The sequence below is a fragment of the Aquimarina sp. AU119 genome, assembly GCF_900312735.1.
Taxonomy (GTDB): domain Bacteria; phylum Bacteroidota; class Bacteroidia; order Flavobacteriales; family Flavobacteriaceae; genus Aquimarina; species Aquimarina algiphila.
On sequence record NZ_OMPF01000035.1, the window covers coordinates 169,841 to 190,746 of the forward strand.

The following is a 20,906-nucleotide window of genomic DNA, read 5'->3' on the forward strand; positions in this document are numbered from 1 at the left end:
TACAGAACTAGCTTTCATAGAAGGGCCCGTTTGAGCCAGCAGCGCAAAGCTGCAAAACATGAACAATGTGAAATAAAAGAATTTTGTTTTCATTTGTGTGAAATTTGGTTAATAGTATATATAATTAGTATATAGTTTCAAGTTTTAAATAGCAGAAAAGCATAAGCTTTTTTGCTTAAATTAAGGAAGGAATTATCTCAATTATGACTGATTAAATATAGAGCATTTCAATAAGAAACAAAAAAAATAAATGTCATAAAATACTTACAATCAAAAGGTTACGCTTAAACCATAATTAATCTATGGATTTCTACTTCATTTTTTTATATAACAATTATTCTGTTTTAGTAAATTATTTAACAAAATAATATTTTACATTTTTAGTATATCATTTTTATGGGGTATCCATCATATTGGCAGGAAATCATATCTTATTAAAAGAATCTATAATTATAAAAACAACAAAAGAGCTGAGAATAAACACAGCTCTTTTGTTTTAAAAAGATATAGTAACACTAAAAAAATCAATTAAAAATTATCTTCTTAATTTTTTGTTAAATTGTGAAGATTATAAAAAAGATTTAACATTTCATCGATGATATTAAAGATCAAAACGCAACCCTAATGACACATTATTTTGATCCACAGTCGCATTTCTGAAAATTGGTTGCAAATCATACTTTAGATATAGCGACATATCTCCAAATCCTATATACGTGCTCAAACCATAAATTAAGTCACTAGTATTGTAATCTCTTTTAATTTTATCCTTAACTCGATCCCCATTCTCCCGATACTTTAATTTCTGACGAGTGCTTACATTCACTCCTGCATATCCACCTATACCAATCCTAAATCTATTGGAAGTGTAGTATCTGATCTTTTTTTCTGTCTCTACTACTTTTGATGGCCCAAATTCAAAATGTATAGGAATTACCAAGTTATCCATTCTAAATTTTGATTTCTTCAGCTCTACTCTAAACTCCTCTAATTCGGTCTGATCCCCATTTTCGACGAAATATCTGTTATCAGTAGGTTTCAAACCATTTGTGGTATACGAAATTCCGTATTTAAATCTTAAAAAATTACTATTTTTAAATACTCTGGTTTTCCAGGCCCATCCTATTTCAAAAAATCTACTTCCTGCAATTTTATAATCAGAGTCATCCAAGGACTGTCCATCTACAATCGCATTGTTAAGTCCAAACGCAATTACAAGATTTGACCTTGTTCGTATATCATATTTTATTTTTCTTTCCTTTCCGGTATTTATTTTTAACCCCAATATCACGTCTGCATTTTCTTCCTGGGTATTTAGGCCTATAAAGATTTTAGGATCTTCGGTATTTACATTCTTTAATCCGTTACGCTCTAACAATGCAATCTTATTATCGATAATAGCTAATCTATTTTCGATATTAAGTGCATGATTTTCAGCCGCATCTTCTTTCAATTTCTGAGCCTCATCTCTAGTAATTTCATTATTAATTAGTCTTTCATTTATAACTTCTACTTCCTTTTTGAGAGCTTCTTTTTCGGTATTAATAATACGTTCTTTTTGCTCTGTTAATTCCTTAACAGCATCACTTTTATCTGTTTCCTGAGCACTTAACAATTGAGCAAATAATGTCATGGCCACAAATGTGGCAATAGTAACTATTATCTTCATTTTTTTTTTGAATTTTACTATTGCAACCTCCCTTCCTTAAAGAAGGAAGATCGCAAATCTGATTTGATTGATGAATACATTTTTAATTATCTCTTTCTACTACAGCAGTTTTAACTTTCTCGAAACCTGTTTTAAGCGCTTCAAAAACACGTTGTTTAAAAGTTTCATCCAACTCATTCTCTACATCTTGTAAAAGAGCTGATGCACTTACTTCATTAGAAGATTGAAATATTTTTTTTGTTGTAATTTCCCGTTGAGCCTTAAGTAACAATTGATCAATTTCTTCATCGGTTACTTGAGCGTTATTTTTTTGGAGTTCCTGTATTTGGGCTATAACATTTGCCACTTTATCCTCTATTATTAAAGAATCAATAGGTAAAACCTCTTCCCTTATTGTTGTAGTTCCTTTATCATTTTCTGCTAACTTAACTACATCATATTGTGGATTATCGTCAATCGCTTTGGACACCGATTTTATTGGTTCTACACTCTTTGAAGTATTCTTAATGGCAGAATGATTCACTACCACTATATCTTCTTTTTTGATATTTTCTTTAATAACTTCCTCATCAACACTCTCTATAACTGTTTTATCATTATTTTTAATAGATTTTTCTGATGTATTATTATCTAAAACAACTTGTACATTATCATTTTTTATAATCTCTTCACTATTATCAACAAATTGATTATCTCTTTGTTTTGATGTAGGATCCTGATTCATTACAATTGAGGTCATTACTAAAACTCCAACAAAAATTGCTGCAATCGTATACCACCAAACCCTTTTACTTCCTTTTTTTTGATGTTGAATATCATCTAATTGAGCTGCTAATTGTTCCCAAGAATTATCTGAAGGTTTTATAGCGCGTTGCTCTAGCTTTTCCTTTATCTTTTCTTCAAATTTCAATGGCGCCATTACTAATCTTATTTTGTTCGTTTAACTTTTGCTGTAGCATTTTTCTAGCTTTAAAGAGCTGAGATTTTGATGTACTTTCTGAAATCTCTAACATTTTGGCTATCTCGCTATGTTTGTACCCTTCTACGGCATATAATACAAACACCATTCTATATCCTTCTGGTAAACTATCGATTAGTTCCTGAATTTGATCTACTTCTAATTCTGAATTTATATTATTCCAGGATTCTTCAGTATACCCTGTTATTTCTTCTGTAAAAAAGATTTGTTTTTCTTTTCTGAGAAAGGAAATAGATTCATTTACCATTATTCTTCGTATCCAACCCTCAAAGCTTCCCTCGAATTTAAATTTTTCGAGATTCATAAAAACTTTTAGAAATCCACTTAACATTACCTCTTCTGCAAATTGTATATCTCTTATATATCTACGACATATACTTAGCATTTTGGGTGCATGTTGATTGTACAACTGATGTTGTGCATCACGATGCTGTTTTGCAGCTTTCTTAATGAGTTGTGTCTCGCTTTTATAAAATTGAATAACTTTCAAATTGAAAAATCAATTAATTAATTAGATCATCTATTTACATAGACGAGAATAAAAAGAAAAAGGTTGCCTGAAGTTTAAATTTTTTAATTTTATGTTATAAATCAGCAGTATTATACTACTTTTTGCGATCAATTACATAAGTAACCATAAGCTCTAATGATGTCTTATAATTAGAATCTGGGTATTCTGATAAAATAGAAAGAGCTTTATTTTTAAACTCATGCATTATTGTAATGGCATACTCTAATCCACCACTTGTTTTCACAAAATTTATTACTTCTTTGACTCTCTTTTTATCTTTATTATGATTTTTTACAGAATTAATGAGCCATTTCTTTTTTTCTGGAGTACAATGATTTAATGTATAAATCAGAGGAAGCGTCATTTTTTGTTCTTTAATATCAATTCCTGTAGGTTTTCCTATAACATCATCGCCATAATCAAATAAGTCATCCTTAATTTGAAAAGCCATTCCTATAAGTTCTCCAAACATTTTCATTTTCTGAACATGATCAGAATCGGGGGCTACAGAACATGCTCCCAAACTACAACAAGCTGCGATTAATGTTGCTGTTTTCTGACGGATAATTTCATAATAAACTTCTTCTGTAATATCAAGATTTCTGGCTTTTTCGATTTGCAACAATTCTCCTTCGCTCATTTCCCGTACTGCTACCGAAATAATTTTTAAAAGATCAAAATCTCCATAATCAATAGATAACAACAGGCCTTTAGATAATAAATAATCACCTACCAAAACTGCTATCTTATTTTTCCAAAGAGCATTAATAGAAAAGAAACCTCGTCTTTGATTAGAATCATCGACAACATCATCATGAACCAAAGTAGCTGTATGAATTAATTCTATTACCGAAGCTCCTCTATAGGTCCGTTCATTAATTTCACCTCCAGAAACCATTTTTGAAACCAGGAAAACAAACATTGGTCGCATTTGCTTTCCTTTTCGATTTACAATATAGTGAGTTATTCTATTGAGTAAAGCAACTTTGGAAGACATTGATTCTGAAAACTTTTGTTCAAAAAGCTCCATTTCATCAATGATTGGTAATTTTATTTGTTCTACAACTTTCAATACGTCGTACTTGATTCTGTTTCCTTATGTAATGCGAAGATACTGTAAATAGTTTTTCTTTGAAACAGATAGTGTTATATATAGAAATATTAACTTTTTATATCATCAATTCTTTTATGATCATTGAATATTTACCCTTCTTTTTATTTCATTAGAGATCTTTATTGCATAATTTTTATCAGTATACATCTGATGTTTTTTTCCTCTACTAATTTCGTGGTCTACTCTTAATTGCTCAAACCAACTTGTTTTTGGTTTAAAATCATCATGCTCCCCAAAAAAAAGCTTTATACACCCTTCTGGTTTTGTAGTTTCATATCTTAGTCTTGTTGAAGAAATTGCATAAAATTTATTAACATCCAAACCTTTCAACGCTGCTTTCCATGCAATTGTTCCTCCTATACTAAAAGCAAGAATAGTAACCTTTCCTTTTTCCAACTCTAATAATCTATCTGTTGCTGTACTAATTCCTCTTTCAAGAAATTGAGAGTGAAGACTACTTTCTTCATATATGTTCTTACTCACTTTTCCTAATTTGCAAGAATCATAATACTTTATATCAAATTCAGTTTCTAAAATCTTTACATAATTCACAACCCAATCTGATTTTTCAATTCCCCATATATCAGACAAAACTATTAACCTTGGTTTCATAAAAAAATTAGCTTTCTAATATTGTTCTCTATAAATAATGAACAACATATTTTCTTATGATTTATTTGCAAGTTGACCACAAGCAGCATCAATATCCTTACCTCTACTGCGACGCACATTAACAACAATCCTACGAGCTTCAAGGGCATTAATGTAATTATCAATGGCTTTGGTTGATGCCTGTTGAAACCCGTCATCATCGATTGGGTTATATTCTATCAAATTTACTTTACAAGGAACATAAGAGCAAAATTTTACTAAAGCATCTATGTCTTCTCGTCTGTCATTAATACCATCCCAGACTACATATTCATAGGTTATTCTACTATTTGTTTTTTTATACCAATACTCAAGAGCTTCTCTAAGATCTGAAAGAGGAAAGGTTTCATTAAATGGCATTATCGAGGTTCTAACATCATCAATTGCAGAGTGTAAGGAGACTGCTAACTTAAACTTCACTTCATCATCTGCCATTTTCTTAATCATTTTTGGCACTCCAGAAGTGGATAACGTAATTCTTTTGGGTGACATTCCTAGTCCTTCACTAGAAGTAATTTTATCAATAGCCTTAATTACATTATTGTAGTTCATCAATGGCTCTCCCATTCCCATAAAAACAATATTTGACAAGGGTCGATTATGATATAATCTACTTTCTTTATCAATAGCCATTACTTGATCATAAATCTCATCTGCATTAAGATTCCTCATTCTTTTTAGCCTGGCTGTAGCGCAAAATTTACAATCCAAACTACACCCCACTTGAGATGATACACAGGCTGTTGTTCTGGTCGGGGTAGGTATCAATACTGATTCTACAATTAATCCATCATGTAATCTCACTGCATTTTTTATAGTACCATCGGTACTACGTTGCATTTGGTCAACTCTAATATGATTAATTACAAAGTTTTCTTCAAGCATTTGCCTTGTTGCTTTCGAGATATTGGTCATATCATCAAAGCTATGTGCTCCCTTGCTCCACAACCACTCATAGACTTGATTACCTCTAAAGGATTGATCTCCATTTTCTTGAAAGAATACTCTCAACTGATCCTTTGTTAATGCTCTTATGTCTTTTTTCTTCACATCCATACGTTTTGCAAAAGTAAAAAGATAAAATGGTACTCTTGGCAACAACTTCACTCTTTATTAAAGTTATCAAAAAAAAACCCTTGACATTGCTATCAAGGGTTTTGTGTTTTCAATATTGTGTGATTCTATTCTTTTACTTTTTTCCACTGATGAACACCTCCACCACCTTTATACTTTACATTAAGAATATTGGAGTCATCCTCATCGATCCACATTTGACATTCTGCAACGTTACCATTTTTAATATCAGTAAATTTTCCATTCACATATTTATCACCTTTCAATTTTAAACCTTTTATGATAACCAATCCTTCGACATTTTGATTCTTGTCATCACCTTGGCATTCATAACAGATTGCATCTCTTTCTGAAATTCGTAACATTCTTTGAATAGACCCGTATACCTTATTTTCTATAATGTACAGCTGAACTATATTTATAGCAACTCCACTCTTCTTATCATATGTTTTCCATCTTCCCAAGATAGGATTGGGTTCATATGAAGCTAATAAATCTTCTTTTAGCTCCATATCAACAGGATTCTCTCCTAACCAAATTTTAAATAGAGCCTTTTTAAACTCCTTACTATTTATTGTCCCTAAGAGTTCTTTATTTTTGAATAGAGACAGACTACCTCCCTTAACGTAAAGAATTCTAAAGATGTCAAACTTGTTAATCTTATTAGGAAGAAGATTAAGGAAATCTCTTATTTGATTTTCTAACAAATAACTATTTCCATCTGTAGCTCTTTCTAAACCATTTCTCACAATATTTTTAAAATCACTATCTTCAATTGATGATGTAATTTTAATTGTCATCGCCATGGTTTTGTCTTTTTCGGCTACCATTACACCATCCTCTACACCATCTACTTCAAAATCCAGGTATAAAGCGATCGCATACATTTTTTCTCTTACTCCTGCTCCATTAAGCATGAGTTCTGATTTATCAAAAACATCGATATCATTAAAATGAACATCTCCAACTTTGGTTTGGGCAAAAGAAAAAACAGCACAAAAGAAGGCTATGTAATAAATTACTTTTTTCATTATATTATATAGGTTAAATTCTTGTATCATAAATTTGGAACATACAAAAAAACAATGCAAATCTATAAAAAGTACATTTATAAGCCTCATAAAACATACTTTTCGATAGAATTGATATAATTATTTTTCTATACACAGTAAAAATTACGGCTTTACCGTAATTTTTAAAGGCATCGAAAATAACACTTTTTTTGCGAAAAAAACAATTTAACATGCTAATTTCTAGAAAGATATGAAAAAACCCTACCAAATTCGGGGTTTAGCAGGGTTTTATTCAAAACTTTTAAATTCTTAGATAATCAACATCGCATCACCATACGAATAGAATTTATATTTCTCTTTAACAGCTTCTTCATAAGCTTCTTTGATAAAATCATGCCCTGCAAATGCCGAAACCATCATTAATAATGTTGATTTTGGTGTATGAAAATTAGTTATCATACAATTTGCAATACTAAAATCATAAGGAGGAAAGATAAATTTATTGGTCCATCCTCTAAATTCATTTAATGTTCTATCTGAAGACACAGAACTTTCTAAAGCTCTCATTACGGTAGTTCCCACAGCACAAATTCTTCTTTTGTTAGTAATACCGTTATTAATTGTCTCAGCTGCCTTTGCGGTTACATATGCCTCTTCACTATCCATTTTATGCTTAGATAGATCTTCTACTTCTACAGGGTTAAACGTTCCCAATCCAACATGTAATGTTATTTCTGAAAAATCTACTCCTTTGATTTCTAAACGCTTCATTAAGTGCTTAGAAAAGTGAAGCCCTGCAGTTGGTGCCGCTACAGCTCCTTCATTTTTGGCATATATCGTTTGATATCGTTCTTCATCTTCTGGCTCAGCCTCTCTTTTGATATATTTTGGAAGTGGAGTCTCACCTAAATCATTAAGTTTCTGTCTAAATTCATCATATGAACCATCATATAAAAAACGTAAAGTACGTCCTCTAGATGTAGTATTATCTATTACTTCTGCGACTAAACTTTCATCATCTCCAAAGTATAGTTTATTTCCTATACGTATTTTTCTAGCTGGGTCAACCAAAACATCCCAAAGACGAGTTTCAGAATTTAACTCCCGTAGTAAGAACACTTCAATTCTAGCACCTGTCTTCTCTTTATTTCCATACAATCTGGCAGGAAAAACTTTAGTATTATTGACAACCATAACATCATTAGGTTCAAAATAATCTATAAGATCTTTAAACTGCTTATGCTCTATTGTCTGTTCCTTTCTATTAAGAACCATCAAACGAGATTCATCTCTGTTTTCTGCAGGGTACTCGGCTAATAACTCTTGTGGAAGGTCAAAATTGAAATGTGATAGCTTCATTCGTGTTTATTTTTTGAAGGTGCAAATATACAATCTTGCGATAGGGGTTGTCAAGTAAATCAAGATATATTTTCTACGTTTATTTTACTGTATAACAGACCAAACTCATTATCTAAATTCAAAAAACAATACTATTCATGTTTCTTTTAATGCTATTTTTTAAAGTTTTCACCTCAATCCACCCAGTATAATCTTTTAAAAGCAAGGGTAATTTGTATTACTCATAACAGACTCTAACACACTAAACATTAGAATCTTCAAAACCCAACTTTTTTAAATCTAACCAAAAATCAGGATAAGACTTCGAAACTACATTAGCATCTTCGATAAACAATGAAGTCTTTAATGCTAGTGGTGCAAAAGCCATTGCCATACGATGGTCATTATAGGTTGCTATAGATACATCTTTACTTATTGTATCAGAAGGTTCTAAGCGTAAGGTATCCTTTGTGATATGGACTTGCCCCCCTAACTTCTCAATTTCTGTTTTTAATGCTTCTAAGCGATCAGTTTCCTTAATCTTAAGCGTATGAAGACCTGTGAGATAACATCCTACTCCTAATCCAAAACACGTTACAGCAATTGTTTGAGCAATATCAGGTGAATTAGATAAATCTAGTCCTTCAGGAAGCGCTAAAACCGAATCTGAAACTTTTTTTAATGTAATTGTATTCTTACCGAATGTTGTTTCTACTCCTAAGTATTTATATATCTCTGATAAAGATGAATCTCCCTGATAACTTTCTTTCTTATAACTACCAATAGTTACTGATCTATCGTTAGATAGTGCAACAATACTATAGAAATAGGAAGCAGAACTCCAATCTGATTCTACAACTACACTTTTTGAAATAACCCCTTGATATGAGCCAATAGTAATTTTATTGTTTTGAAAGGTACCTTCTATACCTACATCCTTCAACAAACTTAACGTCATATTAATATAAGGAACCGAAGTTACCTTTCCTTCTAATACTATTTCTAATCCATCTGGCAATGAAGGAGCAATAAGCATTAATGCAGAAATATACTGACTACTTACATTTGCTTGTAAAGCGACATGATTTGTACTAGGTTGTTTTCCTTGAATTCGAATAGGTGGATATCCATGTTCATTCTCATAACTAATTTCACAACCTAATTGCTGTAAAGCTTCTACTAATATTTTGACCGGCCTTTCTTTCATTCTTTTACTTCCAGTCAACACAGTTTCTCTTCCTTCTTTAACTGCAAAATATGCTGTAAGAAATCGCATCGCCGTTCCTGCATGATGAATATCTACAACTAATTCCTCACTTTGTAATGCTTTTTGCATTAATTCTGAGTCGTCACTATTCGATACATTCTCAATACTTATATTCGGATATAATGCCTGAAGTATGAGTAGTCTATTAGTTTCACTTTTTGACCCTGTGATTTGTAATGTGTTATTTCTAATATTCGAAATATGCTCTAATTTCAAATTCATACTATCTATTTGATTTTCGTTTTCTTAATTCAAAATAATACCCCATAATCATCCCATACATCAATCCTCCTGCTACACGAGATAAAAAATATCTCACCCATCTTCCTTGACTAATTCTTTCTTCAATAAATATATCCAGAGACAAGTCTCCATATTGCATTAAATGCTCGATCACACTAAAAACAATAATAAAACCTACTCCTATAAAAACAACAGTTTTCCAATATTTTTTAGAAGAAATTATTTCTTTAAACATTATTTTAATTTTTCGTTATTATGGTGACGATCGTGATCTCTTTTTGTTTTTATGTCTAATTTCTTATTAAAGGCTTCCTGCAAATTCACTCCTGTTTGATTAGCCAAACATAATACTACAAATACAACATCTGCCAATTCCTCTCCCAGATCTTTATTTTTATCACTTTCTTTCTCACTTTGTTCTCCATATCGTCGAGCAATAATCCTAGCAACTTCACCTACTTCTTCTGTAAGTTGTGCCATATTAGTAAGCTCATTAAAATATCTAACTCCGTGATTTTTGATCCAATCATCTACGGCTTCTTGTGCATTTTGGATATCCATAATTATATTTTTTTAAGCACTATTTGTTCATTTTCTTTTTCGATAAGCTGACTATAAAACTGTTTTAACACCGAATAATACTCTGCATTAAGAAACGGCGTATTGACTGTTTCATTAACAATAACCTGTATTGTACCATTCGACACATTGGATTTAAAAGAAAAAGCACCAACGTTTTCGGGCATTTTAAAACCTCCTGCTTTTGGCATTTCAGCCACTTCGTATCCTTCGGGTATCTTGATATTGACCATATATGTATTAGTAAAACCATGACCAAAATCTATGGGGTATGCTCTTTCATCAGATTTAAAAACATTCTCTTTATCTCTTAAAAATAACAACGGAGAAAAATACATCTCATTGTCAATCAATTCTATCTGGTCGTAAGATTTAAAATTAAAACTTTCACTCACACCTTTACCATATTCTTTTACTCCTTTAACAGTATATTCTTCTATTTCATCAATACCAAACCTTTTTTTAAAACGTTCTATTTTGCTTTCATTATCTTTTGCTCCATTCGCCACTCTAAAGTCGTGTGCAAAATATTCCATATGACGAACATTAAATTTCCCGTCTATCATACCTTCCTTATCCATTTGACATTGTATCATATATCTATTAGTAGAAGGCTCTGTTGGTCTAAAATTAATTCTTTGAGAAGTACCATTTTTTGCAATTACTCTTCCTGCTCCTCTAATTACTCTATCTGGCAAGACATTAGGCAAACCATACCTATCTGTTGCGTCTAGGTAAGCAATTCTTCCATCCGCCAATTTTACTCTACTAACAACATAATTAAAACCATCTAAAGTTGGAAATAACGCCGTTACTTTATTACTTGCGCTTACTAATACAGGTTTTGCATTCAGGCCAACCGAAGATAACATAGAAGTCAACATCAAATTAATCTCAGCCACATTACCTGTTTGTTCTTTATATGCTTTTTTCACTCCAACGTTAGTAATCACTGAATATTTATTATTCCATCGCATTCTATTTTTTACATACTCAAACACTCTAATCATCTTAGTTGTCTGATCTTTGGATCCAGATATCACCTTTTTCAAATCTTCTTCATAATACCCTTTCTTTCTTAATTCATCCCCAAAGCTACTATTTGTATAAATTCTTTTCGTAACATCTTCCCAAGTAGTTGAATAATTCTCTGCCGGTTCATTAGGAAACTGCATATAAGACAACTCATAACTAATTGATGATATGTAATTTTTAGTATTCCCAGAATAAGGCTCTACCTTAAAGGCAGCAACATTTGTTGAATTTACTTTATTTTTAATAATTTTAAAATTAAGATCTCTAACTGAAGTTGTTGAACCTTGTGGACCACCCCAACCTCCTCCAGTTCTTGTTCTAGATGTTAGTGTAATCTTACCGGGTCTATTTGATTCCTTTAGATCTATGGGAAGATATCCTGTTGTAAATTTCTTGAAGTAGAAATATTCTGGAGACTCTAACGTGACGTCAATCTTTTTAATCGGTATTTCATATTGCAAATAGATACGGTCTATATTTGAAACAAATGGAGAAATAATTTTATACTTATATTCAATGACCGAACCCTCTTGTAAAGACGGCATCGTAAACTTTACCTGGTCATAATATTCTGAGAATTCACTTTCAAAAACACCTTCTTTTTTTAGTTTACTCTCTTCAATTTTATCATTGACCAAATTATAAGTAACCCCCTTTAATCCAACCACTTTCTCATTGTCACTATTCTTCTTATAAAGAAATATTTCGTCAGTTGCATAATCAAACCCATCTTTTGAATATAATTTCACTCTTTTAAACACTTCAGTAACCAACTGAAAACCCTGAGATTGATTATAATCTATATGTATATCTTTATTTTCATAAAGAACAGCGGCATGAGCGGTACTATCTATAGAGCATGATACTTCTGATAATTCTTCTTTAGAAACTTTCCCAAACTTATATTCCTGTGCAAAACTGCTTATTGATACCATTAGGATGAAACCTAAAACTAGCTTTTCTAAGTTTTTCATATTAATTAATTGGTTATTTATTGTTGTTTTAGTGCTATTCTTGATTTGTCTATTTTTTTTATTTGAGATCTAAATTTTCTATACTCTTCATATTTCTCCTTCGGGAAAGTCCCGTCAATAATTTTTAAGAATCTTTTAAATTTAATTTGAGTTTCACTGAGTTTTTCCAACTCATAACTATACTTACCAAAAACGGTTTCTATAGATTTTTTTTCAGGTAAGTTTCCCATTATAAAGCCTTCTGGAAGGTTAATAATATATTCATCAGTATTTACATACCCTCTAGATATTACTAAAGGAGTTTTTCTATTATCATATTTAGGTAGATTGCTTTGATCCCAACTAAATATGTTTGGTGATATCAATAAACGACTTCCTACTTTTTTTGCATAGGATGAACAGAAAACTTCTATATCTTCTGTAAATTCTACAGTATCTTTATCATCTTTAAGTTCTATTCCTTTTATTTCTAAGTTATTGATATACCCCCAATATTCTTTATAATATAATTTTTGGTCTTTAGGTGTTTCAAACTGAATATCATAATTCCAGTTATATTCTAAACCTTGCGATACTTTTTTAAGAGTTGCAGACATAGTTTTATCCACTCCAAGATTAACTGTCGCAGTAGTATGAAGTATATTCTCTTCAGGAATATATTTCTTTGTCTTCTTAATTTCTCCTCCTTCTGGTTTAATTACTAAGACATTTCTATTGTCTGTAAAATCACCAATAAAATCAAAAGGTAACGTTTGACTAGTGCATTCTAACCATATATCTTCTTCCTCATCAGGTATGTTCAATATCACATGGTTTCCCTGCATAGAAGCAAATTCGTCATCTATATCTCTTCTACCTCTATCTCCATACACTATGGTATAATATGCTGGTATATTCTGACTATCAAGTAAGGCTTTAGTATAATTGGTAAGTGCCTTACAGTCTCCATACCCTAATCGATCTACGTCTTCTGCAAGAAAAGGCATCCACCCTCCTATTCCTAATTGCACACTTATATACCTAGTTTTACCCTGTACATATTCATATATTAATTTTGCTTTTTCTTTAGGTGTTTTTGCATTAGCTACTAATGTTTCTATTTTCTTAATAGTTTCTGCTGGTAATTTATTTCTTCCTGAGATCAGTTTATCATACTGCCATTTTCCAAATGTTTTCCAATCTGTTGCAGAACCTTTGACGCCTTCTAAGGAAAAATTGTTTAATGCGACATGTACTATTGGCACTATATCGTTATGTGAAGGACCATATCTTTCTGGAAGCTGAGCGGAGACATTAGATATAGCATATGTTACCTCTTCATCATTTTTATTTTTATCAATTGAATAGTTTTCAAAATTTGTTTCTTTAAGCCGAAGAGGTATTTTTTTGGGATTTAATATCTTATATTTAGATTCTTCGATACTCAATCGATATGCTAAGATAGGTTTCCATCGTTGTATAAATGCCGAGGAAGAGCTCTCAATTTCACTTTCAAAAGTAAGGGTATAAGGATAACTTATTGGAGTATATTCAAAATATTTAATGCGAGTATCTTCCATTAAACTTCCTCCACTAACTGCACTACGGTCATGAAAGTCTTTCTTTTTATATTTTTTTATTTCTTTCCCAAGCGCATTATAAATAACAGCCTCTAATTTTCTAATTTTCCTTGATGGACTATATCCCTCGTATGAATCAGCATACCCATTACCGTACTTATTTAAAACAGTAACGGTTCTTTTTGTTTTGATAACAACAGAAGTAATAGAATTGATTTCAATAGTCACATCTTCAGACCTAACAATAGCATTAGCATTTTTGGTCAGTGTAGAATCAAGGAGTATCGTTTGTAATTTTACATTATTCTGAGCAGTAACTTGCTCTATCCCAAATAGTGTCAATACAACCGAAACCAGTAGTATTTTTTGCAGCATAAAAAATGTTTTTTAAGGGGTATTCTTATTCTTTATTTTTTGTGTCTACAATTATGGTAACTGGCCCATCGTTAAGTAATGATACTTTCATATCGGCTCCAAATATACCCGTACCTACTTTCTTTTCCAAATCCATTTCTAATTGTTTCACAAAGCTTTCATATAAAGGAATTGCCGTTTCTGGCCTTGCCGCCTTTATGTAACTCGGCCTATTTCCTTTTTTTGTACTAGCGTGTAATGTAAATTGACTTACAACTATCGCTTCTCCATTTATCTCCTGTATACTTTTATTCATGATTCCTTCACTATCTGCAAATATTCTAAGTCTTGATATTTTTCCCGACAACCACTGTACGTCTTCCTCTGAGTCATCTTCTTCAATTCCGATTAGAATAAGTAATCCTTGATATATTTTTGACATAACCTTACTTTCTACGGTTACTGATGCCTCAGAAACTCTTTGAATTACTGCTCTCATTTATTCTATTAATAATTAAAAAAGCTAAGCTTTAATTTAAATACACATTTAATTTATAGTGCAAGTATACACAGTACGAGTTTCATTTTTTGAAACTGAGAACTTTTTTTAAAAAAAATTAATGATAATTGATTTACTCTAATCTTCTAGTTATAATATGATAAAAAATCAATCTTCATCATAATTATTTTTCCTGTAGTGTTCTTCTTCTCCTTCAAGGATCTGCAGATAACTTTTATATCTGGACCAGGCTATTTCTTCATTTTCTAAAGCCGCTTTAACAGCACATTTAGGTTCATTGATATGTAAGCAGTTATTAAATTTACATTCAGATTTTAGTTCAAAAAACTCAGGAAAATAGTCTCCAAGTTCTTCTTTATCCATATCAACAACTCCAAAACCTTTTATCCCTGGGGTATCAATAATTTTAGCCTCAAAACTCAAATCAAACATTTCTGCAAAAGTCGTTGTATGCTGACCTTGCTGATGTTGATTACTAATCTCGGCTGTTTTTAATGAAAACCCTTGTTCTATGGTATTTATTAAGGTAGATTTTCCAACTCCACTATGTCCCGAAAACATACTTACTTTGCCTTCCATAATTGATTTTACTTTATCTACATTCTTAGCCGTCTTTGCTGATATTCCTATACATTCATATCCTATTTTTCTATACAACGCAGCTAAATATTTAACCTCTACAAGTTCATCATCATTATAGGTGTCAATCTTATTAAAAAGCAAGACAGCTCTGATTCCGTAGGCTTCTGCTGTCACCAAAAACCGATCAATAAATGTGGTAAATGTCGTAGGGTTATTTAATGTAACTAACAAAAACACAACATCAATATTTGATGCAATTATGTGAGTTTGTTTTGACAAATTCACAGATTTTCTGATAATATAATTCTGTCTTTCGTGAATATTTTCAATTACTCCAGTCTCCTGGTCATTGTTAGTTTCTAATTTAAAATCCACCAGGTCACCAACAGCTACCGGATTTGTGCTTTTAATACCTTTGATCCTAAACTTGCCCTTTATCCGGCATTCGTATACTTTACCATTATCTGTTTTAACGGTATACCAACTTCCTGTAGATTTATAAACAGTACCTGTCATAAATACAAAGATGCAAATATTAATATTTTCAAAGGGCTTATTTTTTTCTTAATTAAAAAAAACGTAATCTTATCTTTCTTTTTTTTGGCATAACTATTGATTATATGCCTGGAGTTAATCTAAAATTCAATTAATTATGAAAAAACAACTATTACTTTTTGCTTTAGTTATTCTTGGCTTACAATCTACTTTTGCACAAGATGTTTATGAATTTCAAATTGTTACCGTAATCGAATCGATTGTTCCTAATGGTTTAGGTAGATCAAGAATGCTTACTACAAACGAAACCAGGGATTACAAAGAATTCACTTCTACTCGTACAGGTGAAAAAGACAAAAGAAACAAATCAGACCGTGGAGAAATTCGTGTTAAAGGTTTTGATGAAACTAAGCTTTTGAACTTTTATAACCTTGGCGGAATTCGTTTTCAAAACATTGTTGCCAATGATGCTATTGTAACTTCTAAACTTAACACTATGTCTTCTGAAGGCTGGGAATTAGCTTTTGTGAACAGTGGAGTAGAAAGTTATGGTGGTAAAGGTGATGGTAATGGTATATACGTTACTCGCTACACTTTCAAAAGAAAAAAATAATATTTTATAAATATATACCCTCCTGCTATTTATGCATAACAGGAGGGTGTTTTTTTTATCCTCTTGCCACTTTTTCCTGATGATTAATTGATTCCTGATGGATCGCTTTATAAATTCTTAATATAAATTCTTCACTTAATCCTTTTTCTTCACCTTCAAGAATCATTTTCCCTAATATCTCATTCCAACGTTTAGATTGTAAAATAGCAACATTTTGTTTTGCTTTTACCGCTCCTATCTCATCAGAAATTTTCATTCTTTTTGACAAAGTCTCTAACAATTGATTATCTGCTATATCAATTTTAGCACGAAGTTCTCCTAATGCTTTCTGATATGCTTCATCCACCCCAACTTCTTTACGAATTTTTAAATCTTTCATATGCTGAATTAGTGTTTCTGGTGTAATTTGTTGTTTTGCGTCACTCCATGCATTATCTGGATCATAATGAGTTTCTACAATTAACCCATCAAAATTTAAGTCCAAAGCTGTTTGAGATAAATCAAAAATTAAATCTCTTCTTCCAGCAATATGAGAAGGATCAAGAATCAATGGTAAATCCGGAAAACGATTTTGTAAATCAATTGGTATTTGCCATTCTGGAATGTTACGATATTTTGTTTTTTCGTATGTTGAGAACCCTCTATGAATTACCCCCAGGTTTTTAACATCGGCAGTATAAAAACGTTCTACAGCTCCCAACCAAAGCGATAAATCAGGGTTAATTGGATTCTTTATCAATACAGGATTGTCTATTCCCTTGCAAGCATCTGCAATATCCTGCACGATAAAAGGTGAAACCGTACTTCTTGCACCTATCCAAAGAACATCCACACCATGTTCTAAAGCTAATTCTACATGATGAGGACTTGCTACTTCTGTAGCAATTTTCATCCCTGTTTCTTCTTTGGCTCGTTGCAACCATTTCAAACCTAAAGCTCCAACACCTTCAAAATTACCTGGTCTGGTTCTTGGTTTCCAGATACCTGCACGCATTACAGTTGCATCAGAATCTTTAAGTTGGTGTGCAATTTTCAACACCTGATCTTCAGTTTCTGCGCTACAAGGTCCGCCGATAACTAATGGATGATCCAAGTTGTATGCATCAAGCCAATTTCTAAGTTCTTTCTTATTCTCCATCTTTATTTTTAATCTTTGTTGTTATTGTTATTTTTTTATTGTGTTTACGTAAGTTATCGCATTTTTAAGTTATTCCTTTCAAAATTGCCTTAATATGATTTGTATCTTCCATTTCTTTATAAATTTCATCAAAATTATCTTCTTTCATTAATTTTTTAAACTGCTCTAAATTTGCAATATATTCTTCCAAGGTTTCGATTACATTATCCTTATTATGTTTAAAAATAGGGGTCCACATCGCTGGTGAACTTTTTGCCAAACGAACAGTTGAAGCAAATCCACTACCTGCCATATCAAAAATATCCCTTTCATTCTTCTCTTTCTCAATTACAGTTTTACCTAACATAAAAGAACTAATATGTGATAAATGAGACACATAAGCAATATGTTTATCATGTGAAGAAGGGTCCATATATCGAATTCTCATTCCTAATCTAGAAAAAATCTCCATTCCTCTTTCTTGCAATTTAAATGCTGTTTTTTCAACCTCGCAAATGATATTAGTTTTTCCTCGATACAAATTCGCAATTGCTGCTTGCGGCCCAGAAAATTCTGTTCCAGCAATTGGATGTGCCGCCAAATAGTTTCTACGCTTAGGATGTTGTGAAATCGTATCACATAATTTCCCCTTGGTTGAACCTGCATCAAAAACCAGGCAATCATCGTGGATACTACCCAAAATCACTGGTAATATTTCTACTGTTGTATCTACAGGTATCGCAACAATGACAACATCAGCCTTATCTAGTTCGTCAAAACTCGATTTATGGTCAATTAATCCTAACTCTAGCGCTTTCTCAAGATTTTCATCACTTCTATCTATACCATATATCTTTGCTTCATTAAATGCCGCTTTAATATCTATAGCAAAAGAGCCACCAATTAATCCTATTCCTATAATGAATACTTTCATGCTGTTACTTGTAATCTTTTTATCGCTTCCTTAATATTCTCCTTGGATACACAAAGTGAAAAACGTATATATCCTTTTCCATTACTTCCAAAAATATCTCCTGGAGCAATAAATACATCATTTTTATACAATATGTTATCTATAAATTCTATCGCATCAATTCCTTTAGGTAATTTTGCCCAAACAAACATTCCCTTTGCAGTTTGATCATAACTACAACCTAATAGTGAAGCTAATTGCCATATTAAAACTCTTCTTTCTTTATAAATTGCATTCATTTTATCATACCAATCATCTGAAATTCGTAATGCTGCTATTGCTCCTCGTTGTATGCCCTGAAACATACCACTATCCATATTACTTTTCACCTTCAAAATAGCTTCAATCTTATCAGCACTTCCACTTACCATTCCCACACGCCAACCTGCCATATTAAACGTTTTACTCAAAGAGTTTAACTCTAATGCTACTTCTTTTGCTCCTTTAATAGATAATATACTTATGGGACTATCATTTAGAATAAAACTATATGGGTTATCCTTAACCAATAGAATACTATGTTTTTTAGCAAAATCAATCATCTTTTCATAGAGCTCCACACTTCCTGAAGCCCCTGTAGGCATATTAGGATAGTTCACCCACATAATTTTCACCTTACTTAAATCCATTTTTGAAAGGCTATGAAAATCAGGTTCCCAGCCATTATTTTCTATCAGATCATAAAACACAGGGGTTGCTCCAACCAAATTGGTAACTGAAGTATATGTAGGATATCCTGGATTAGGTACTAATACCTCATCTCCTTCATTTAGGTACGCCAAAGAAATATGCATAATTCCTTCCTTAGACCCCATCAAAGGAAGAATTTCATTTTCAGGATTTAAAGACACTTGATATTTTTTGCTATAAAAATCAGAAATAGCTTCTCTTAATTCTGGCAATCCCTGATAACTTTGGTATTTATGTGCTCCGTTTACAGTCACCGCATCTTGTATTGCCTGCACAACAGTTTTGGGAGGGTCTAAATCTGGACTCCCAATAGCCATATTGAGAACAGGTTTACCGGCTGCAACTAAACCTCTTACTTCTCGTAGCTTGCTGGAAAAATAATATTCTTCTACTGTCTCTAATCTTTTTGCGGTTTCAATGTTCATCCGTTTTGATTTTTATATTCTCCAAGTACTTTTAATTCTAACGCCATAATTTCTAAAATAGACATTGCTTTCTCATAATCTTTGTATGATGTAAAGGTAACATCAACAAAAAACGAATATTTCCAAGGCATACTGATAATAGGTAATGATTGAATTTTGGTTAAATTAAGTCCACAATCACTCATTACATTAAGCACTGTTGCCAAGCTTCCTCTTTTATGATCTGTCAGAAATTTTAAAGATGCCTTGTTAATTTCTTCTTTTGCTACTTTTGAATCTTTTCTGGTATTTAGAATAAAAAACCTAGTACTATTTGACTTTATGGTTTGAATCTCTTTGGCTAAAATATTTAGTTGATAGATATTTGCTGCTGTTTCTCCTGCTACAGCTGCAATTCCTTCTAATTGTTGATCATGAATACGCTTAGCTACATCTGCAGTATCCGCATCCTCTACTAATTTAATATGTGGCAATCCTCTAAAAAATTCTTTACATTGTAATAATGCCATGGGATGAGAATACACTTCTTTGATATCTGAAATTTTCTGACCTTCTAAAGCCATCAGACAATGATGGATCGGTTGAAAATATTCTCCGCTAATAGTAATATTATGCTCATCTATATATGCATAATTAGGAATAATCGACCCTGCAATTGAGTTCTCTATTGCCATAACTGCATCTGTACTTTTATTTTGCTCTAAACTGTGTATCAATTCCTGAAATGACATACATTCATCAACAACTACATCTTCTCCAAAATATGCCTGAGCAACCCCGTGATGATAGGACCCTTTTATTCCTTGTATAGCAACCTTTTGTTTCATAAACTAATTTGGTTCGTATTGGTACATTCTTTATGATCCAGTACTCTTTTTTTCATTTCGTTTCAAAAAAAAATCCCGATTTTTCATCGGGATTCTAGTTTTATAAATTTTTGCTTTATTTATTTTACATAGCGATCCCGTTCTTACTTTTAAAATAAAAGAAGAAAAAATAGAATCGGTTCCAAGTAAATAAAGTATCCATTATTGTTTCATTATTACGTTGCTAAAGTAGCTAAAACTATTGCGATTCAAAATATTTTTCGTTTTTTTTCATCACTTGAAGTCCATTATCATCAAATCTGAA

At 31.8% G+C, this 20,906-nt stretch carries 20 protein-coding genes; 1 reads left to right on the plus strand and 19 read right to left on the minus strand.

Going from position 1 to position 20,906, the window contains the following annotated elements:
* Window positions 1-601: 601 nt before the first annotated feature.
* The 15 genes from DK442_RS25815 to rsgA all read right to left on the minus strand — a co-directional run bounded on the left by DK442_RS25815 (window position 602) and on the right by rsgA (window position 15,978).
* Window positions 602-1,669 (minus strand): hypothetical protein, encoded by a 1,068-nt coding sequence (locus DK442_RS25815; protein ID WP_109438801.1) that lies wholly within the window; start codon window positions 1,667-1,669, stop codon window positions 602-604.
* Window positions 1,670-1,751: 82 nt separating this feature from the next.
* Window positions 1,752-2,588, minus strand: coding sequence for a hypothetical protein (locus tag DK442_RS25820; RefSeq protein WP_109438802.1), 837 nt, complete (start codon window positions 2,586-2,588; stop codon window positions 1,752-1,754).
* A complete protein-coding gene (locus tag DK442_RS25825; protein ID WP_109438803.1) occupies window positions 2,569-3,138 on the minus strand; it encodes an RNA polymerase sigma factor in 570 nt (189 codons plus the stop codon). The genes DK442_RS25820 and DK442_RS25825 overlap by 20 nt, the downstream gene beginning before the upstream one ends.
* 115 nt (window positions 3,139-3,253) lie before the next feature.
* The gene (locus tag DK442_RS25830) at window positions 3,254-4,231 is read right to left on the minus strand and encodes a polyprenyl synthetase family protein (protein ID WP_109438804.1); all 978 of its coding nucleotides are present in this window, start codon (window positions 4,229-4,231) and stop codon (window positions 3,254-3,256) included.
* A gap of 120 nt (window positions 4,232-4,351) precedes the next feature.
* Entirely contained in the window at window positions 4,352-4,885 is a 534-nt protein-coding gene (locus tag DK442_RS25835) for an alpha/beta hydrolase (protein ID WP_109438805.1), read from the minus strand.
* Between the two features lie 54 nt (window positions 4,886-4,939).
* Window positions 4,940-5,980, minus strand: coding sequence for a 23S rRNA (adenine(2503)-C(2))-methyltransferase RlmN (gene rlmN / locus DK442_RS25840; protein WP_109438806.1), 1,041 nt, complete (start codon window positions 5,978-5,980; stop codon window positions 4,940-4,942).
* Window positions 5,981-6,105: 125 nt separating this feature from the next.
* Window positions 6,106-7,029 carry a chalcone isomerase family protein gene (locus DK442_RS25845; RefSeq protein WP_160114365.1) on the minus strand — a complete coding sequence of 308 codons (924 nt, stop codon included), beginning with the start codon at window positions 7,027-7,029 and terminating at the stop codon, window positions 6,106-6,108.
* Window positions 7,030-7,320: 291 nt separating this feature from the next.
* Complete coding sequence (queA, locus tag DK442_RS25850; protein ID WP_109438808.1) at window positions 7,321-8,370, minus strand: tRNA preQ1(34) S-adenosylmethionine ribosyltransferase-isomerase QueA; 1,050 nt, start codon at window positions 8,368-8,370, stop codon at window positions 7,321-7,323.
* Window positions 8,371-8,611: 241 nt separating this feature from the next.
* Complete coding sequence (locus DK442_RS25855) at window positions 8,612-9,838, minus strand: 3-phosphoshikimate 1-carboxyvinyltransferase (RefSeq protein WP_109438809.1); 1,227 nt, start codon at window positions 9,836-9,838, stop codon at window positions 8,612-8,614.
* 1 nt (window position 9,839) lies between these two features.
* Window positions 9,840-10,094: a hypothetical protein gene (locus DK442_RS25860; protein WP_109438810.1), complete on the minus strand. Its 255-nt coding sequence runs from the start codon at window positions 10,092-10,094 to the stop codon at window positions 9,840-9,842.
* Window positions 10,094-10,420, minus strand: a complete 327-nt coding sequence (locus tag DK442_RS25865) for a nucleotide pyrophosphohydrolase (protein WP_109438811.1) — start codon at window positions 10,418-10,420, stop codon at window positions 10,094-10,096. Before DK442_RS25865 ends, DK442_RS25860 begins: the two co-directional genes overlap by 1 nt.
* 2 nt (window positions 10,421-10,422) lie before the next feature.
* The gene (locus DK442_RS25870; protein WP_160114366.1) at window positions 10,423-12,447 is read right to left on the minus strand and encodes a transglutaminase; all 2,025 of its coding nucleotides are present in this window, start codon (window positions 12,445-12,447) and stop codon (window positions 10,423-10,425) included.
* Between the two features lie 17 nt (window positions 12,448-12,464).
* Complete coding sequence (locus DK442_RS25875; RefSeq protein ID WP_109438813.1) at window positions 12,465-14,381, minus strand: DUF3857 domain-containing protein; 1,917 nt, start codon at window positions 14,379-14,381, stop codon at window positions 12,465-12,467.
* Window positions 14,382-14,406: 25 nt separating this feature from the next.
* A complete protein-coding gene (dtd, locus tag DK442_RS25880; RefSeq protein WP_109438814.1) occupies window positions 14,407-14,859 on the minus strand; it encodes a D-aminoacyl-tRNA deacylase in 453 nt (150 codons plus the stop codon).
* Window positions 14,860-15,027: 168 nt separating this feature from the next.
* Complete coding sequence (gene rsgA, locus DK442_RS25885) at window positions 15,028-15,978, minus strand: ribosome small subunit-dependent GTPase A (protein WP_109438815.1); 951 nt, start codon at window positions 15,976-15,978, stop codon at window positions 15,028-15,030.
* Between the two features lie 136 nt (window positions 15,979-16,114).
* Between rsgA and DK442_RS25890 the strand changes: the two genes are divergently transcribed.
* Window positions 16,115-16,570 carry a hypothetical protein gene (locus tag DK442_RS25890; RefSeq protein WP_109438816.1) on the plus strand — a complete coding sequence of 152 codons (456 nt, stop codon included), beginning with the start codon at window positions 16,115-16,117 and terminating at the stop codon, window positions 16,568-16,570.
* A 55-nt stretch (window positions 16,571-16,625) separates the two neighbouring features.
* Here DK442_RS25890 and DK442_RS25895 read toward each other — a convergent pair whose 3' ends face one another.
* The 4 genes from DK442_RS25895 to DK442_RS25910 all read right to left on the minus strand — a co-directional run bounded on the left by DK442_RS25895 (window position 16,626) and on the right by DK442_RS25910 (window position 20,602).
* The gene (locus DK442_RS25895) at window positions 16,626-17,708 is read right to left on the minus strand and encodes a bifunctional 3-deoxy-7-phosphoheptulonate synthase/chorismate mutase type II (RefSeq protein ID WP_109438817.1); all 1,083 of its coding nucleotides are present in this window, start codon (window positions 17,706-17,708) and stop codon (window positions 16,626-16,628) included.
* A gap of 64 nt (window positions 17,709-17,772) precedes the next feature.
* Complete coding sequence (locus tag DK442_RS25900; RefSeq protein WP_109438818.1) at window positions 17,773-18,621, minus strand: prephenate dehydrogenase; 849 nt, start codon at window positions 18,619-18,621, stop codon at window positions 17,773-17,775.
* Window positions 18,618-19,775 carry a pyridoxal phosphate-dependent aminotransferase gene (locus DK442_RS25905; protein ID WP_109438819.1) on the minus strand — a complete coding sequence of 386 codons (1,158 nt, stop codon included), beginning with the start codon at window positions 19,773-19,775 and terminating at the stop codon, window positions 18,618-18,620. The genes DK442_RS25900 and DK442_RS25905 overlap by 4 nt, the downstream gene beginning before the upstream one ends.
* On the minus strand, window positions 19,772-20,602 hold the full coding sequence (locus DK442_RS25910) for a prephenate dehydratase (RefSeq protein ID WP_109438820.1): 831 nt from the start codon (window positions 20,600-20,602) through the stop codon (window positions 19,772-19,774). Before DK442_RS25910 ends, DK442_RS25905 begins: the two co-directional genes overlap by 4 nt.
* Window positions 20,603-20,906: the final 304 nt, after the last annotated feature.